Annotated in this window: 4 protein-coding genes; 1 reads left to right on the forward strand and 3 read right to left on the reverse strand. The window is 43.5% G+C overall.

Annotation, left to right across the window (positions count from 1 at the left end; translation table 11 throughout):
• Together F6K49_RS38250 and F6K49_RS38255 are read right to left on the reverse strand one after the other, a co-directional pair.
• Positions 1 to 686 (reverse strand): DUF2330 domain-containing protein (locus F6K49_RS38250; protein WP_293105518.1); only part of this gene is annotated, 686 nt, incomplete at its 3' end.
• A gap of 40 nt (positions 687 to 726) precedes the next feature.
• Positions 727 to 1,737 carry an RnfABCDGE type electron transport complex subunit D gene (locus F6K49_RS38255; RefSeq protein ID WP_293105522.1) on the reverse strand — a complete coding sequence of 337 codons (1,011 nt, stop codon included), beginning with the start codon at positions 1,735 to 1,737 and terminating at the stop codon, positions 727 to 729.
• Between the two features lie 192 nt (positions 1,738 to 1,929).
• Here F6K49_RS38255 and F6K49_RS38260 point away from each other — a divergent pair, with 192 nt between their 5' ends.
• Complete coding sequence (locus F6K49_RS38260) at positions 1,930 to 2,055, forward strand: hypothetical protein (RefSeq protein ID WP_293105525.1); 126 nt, start codon at positions 1,930 to 1,932, stop codon at positions 2,053 to 2,055.
• A 74-nt stretch (positions 2,056 to 2,129) separates the two neighbouring features.
• On the opposite strand, the gene F6K49_RS38265 is transcribed toward F6K49_RS38260, so the two are convergent.
• Complete coding sequence (locus tag F6K49_RS38265; RefSeq protein WP_293105528.1) at positions 2,130 to 3,041, reverse strand: alpha/beta hydrolase; 912 nt, start codon at positions 3,039 to 3,041, stop codon at positions 2,130 to 2,132.
• Positions 3,042 to 3,258: the final 217 nt, after the last annotated feature.

Here is a 3,258-nt window from a genome sequence, read left to right on the forward strand (position 1 = left end):
ATAAATCGGGGAGACTCGTAAGCCATCTGGAGGGGTCGCAACCGTTGGTAGGCAGTTTTGTCAAATTCCTCCAGATTGACTTTGGCAACGAAAAATTTCATATTCTGGCGGATGTAGGGTCGCAATAACCGATTTGCTCCCCGTGGAATTTTGTAACCGTTGCGTCTAAGCCAGGTTTCTAAACCTCTAGAGTCCCTAGCACTTAGGATAAGAATGTTATATTCTCCAACTGAGAAGCGCTCCTCTACCGTGACACCTAAACTACGATCATAAGCATCCGGTCCCCTTGTGCCACCTGGACGACCTAGGTCTGCTGGCGCACTTTCGAGATACCTTCGGTTATCGGCACAGGGGTTTGGGTCAAAATATTCCACTAGTCGAGGTGCACTAAACTGATCGAGGCGTTCAATAATCTTAGGGTCACCTACATTCACCTGTTCTCGCTGAAGCACCACAGGAACTGGCACAACCATGGCAAAGTCTTTAACATCCCCTTGATAGTCATTTGCCATGGTTAAAACAGTGCGATCGCCATCCCGAGCAATTATCACTTGAGAGGTCTGGTTATATAGTTTACTATCAGCTTTTGCGACATAAAACCCACAAAAACCCCAGGCTTTTTGAGCCAAGCCTAAACTCAATAAAACCGTTATCAAAATAGTACTTATAACCCGAATAATTTTCATTATTATTTATTTGTTTGTCTTTAACTTAAGTTAATAAACGTCATTCAACAGAGTCACTATCATGCCAGGAAAATCTCGTAGATGACCAGATAAAATCTAAAAGTACGCTCAAAGGGGATAGGGCAAACAACGCCCAGAAAATAGCAGTAGGCATGAATAATTGATTGCGCAATATAAAAGTGAGTAACGCAATACACACCGCCCATAGCAATCGACTAATCCGTGCATTGGGGATTGAGCGAGGGTCGGTTAACATAAATAGAGCAAACAGTAACAAAGACCCACTCATCAACCGATGGCAAAATACATCCCAACTCCAGCCAAGCCAGAAATTTCTAATTCCTTCTAAAACGGCATAAGCACCCAAAAACGCTGCCGTTGTATCCCATCGTCCTACCCGTTTTAACACCATACTGCCAGTGCCAGCAAATAATAGACCATACCAACCATCATCCCCCCACTGTCCGGGAGAAACCCAAGCATCATTGGTTAGGATAAGAACAGCAATAATGCCGAAATTGGCTGGATTAAAAAAATGCTTGCCCTCTACTCGGAAAATAAATTTACTCAAAATTCCTAGGGAGCCAGCTAAAACCATAGTGCTATAGTTATCAGCTCGTAGCAGCAGGCTCAAGCTTAAGGCTGTAATCATAGCACTTTTTAGGGAAGGGGATTGGGGAGAACTTGAAAAACTAGCATTATTATCCTGGGATAAATTTGCTGGTTTGATCAGCAGATTAAGACTTGTTTCTAAGGTTTGAATTTTGCACGATTTAAGGGTAGATTCAAGGGTAGTTTTAAAATCGGGTTTGGGATTAAAGCCCAAAGGAAGGCCAAGGAAAGATCGGCCAAAGTCCCCAGAGTTTTTGATTACTGATCTGTATTTGGGGTTTGAGCAAAGAAATGCTGCTAACCACTGAGTTAGTAGGCAGCTGACGATTACAACTAGAATCAAGTCTGGTCTTAGTGTCCAGTCCCGAGTGCTGATGCCTAAGACTAGGAAGATGGAGAGAAACAGAATTTGATTGTTTCGGGGGTCTTGTTGCCACATTATCTACCCATTCTGATCCGACTGTTAAATTAATCAGGGCGCTCTGTATGGATCAGGTTTAACACAACATAAGACGGTAACTCTACCGAGACTAATGCAAGAGCGATTAGCAAATGTTTCCCCGCTACTAACACCAGGCTAAGGAAGCGATCGCACCATGCTTTCCAAAGCCCTTTACAAATACATTGACAAATGCTATCTACTGTTTTTGATTGGTTAATTGAGCATGATCTCAAGTATAGTCGGGTCAGTTATCAGTGGTCAGTTACCGATTACTCATTACCGATTACCCACTTCCCTCAATTATTATTCCATTAATAATCAATGGAGAATTCTCTAGGTTATACATTAAGCAAATGTCCGGTAGATGGCCAGAGCATTGCCCATTGTAATTAACTGTAATTAGCCAAAATTTTACGAATTTGATCATCAATAGTCTCTGGTTTCTCCACCATCGCCATATGTCCACATTCAGCAATTTCAATCACATTGTCCCCACAGGATTGAAAGAGACTGTGAAAACTAGCCAGATGACGCACATATTTCGGTTCCATTACCTTATCCTGACTACCAGCAATGAAATAAACAGGTTGTTTTAGTCGGGAAACAACCTGAGGTAAGCGATGCACCTCAGCTTCTGTGGTAGAATCTAGTAACGTCCTCAGTGCAGCTTCCGCGTTAGCAGTAACAAAATCAATAACCCGTTGACGTCCCCATTTCCGGGAAATAGGATGCGCTACCTGAGCCCGGGTAAACAGTAAATCGAGTAAAGGGACATAACACAACCAACGGGGACGGCGTTTTACCAACTGCTCACCAGCCAGCCGAAAGCGCTCAAATTCTTCTTTAAGATAAATTCCACCACCAGCATTAAGACAGATTACCCCTTCAATCCTCTGAGGCAGCAAATAGGCACCCCACAGAGCAATGCTACCCCCTAGGGAATGACCAATAACCCACGCCTGTTCGATTCCCAGTTTTTCTAACAAGATGCCCAAGTCCTCAGCATAGGCAGCTAAGCTATAGCGGTCAGTGGATGAAGTAGCAGTCTCAGGAAATGGTGATTCCGAGTCCCGGTTCGATGTTGAGCTTTGAGTGTTATGAATTTGGGACTGGGATTCACCGAATCCCCGCAGGTCATAGATCAGACACTGATACTGCTGTGACAACCTATAAATTAGAGGTTGCCAATAGCTACGGCTTAACAGCCAGCCGTGGATGAAAACCAGCACAGGGCAGGATGATTTAGTAGGAGGTGTTAATTCGTAAGTATGGGATATTCCTAGAATGTTAATGCTTGCCATACCTTGATATTATCGAAGAATTAACAGGATAGGAAATTCGTCAGTGATTTTAATCACAACGGGTCGCACCTGTGCTTGTCACCTTTTTATGACTAAAACACTTGACCTAGTAATCGCCTCCGAATGCTTTCAGCAATTTTTTGACCTAAATAATCGGGAATCAAGTTTCCGTTAGGGCCTAGTAGGTAAAGAATCAGCCGGGTTCGTCCCCGCCACA

The sequence above is a fragment of the Moorena sp. SIO3I6 genome, from assembly GCF_010672095.1.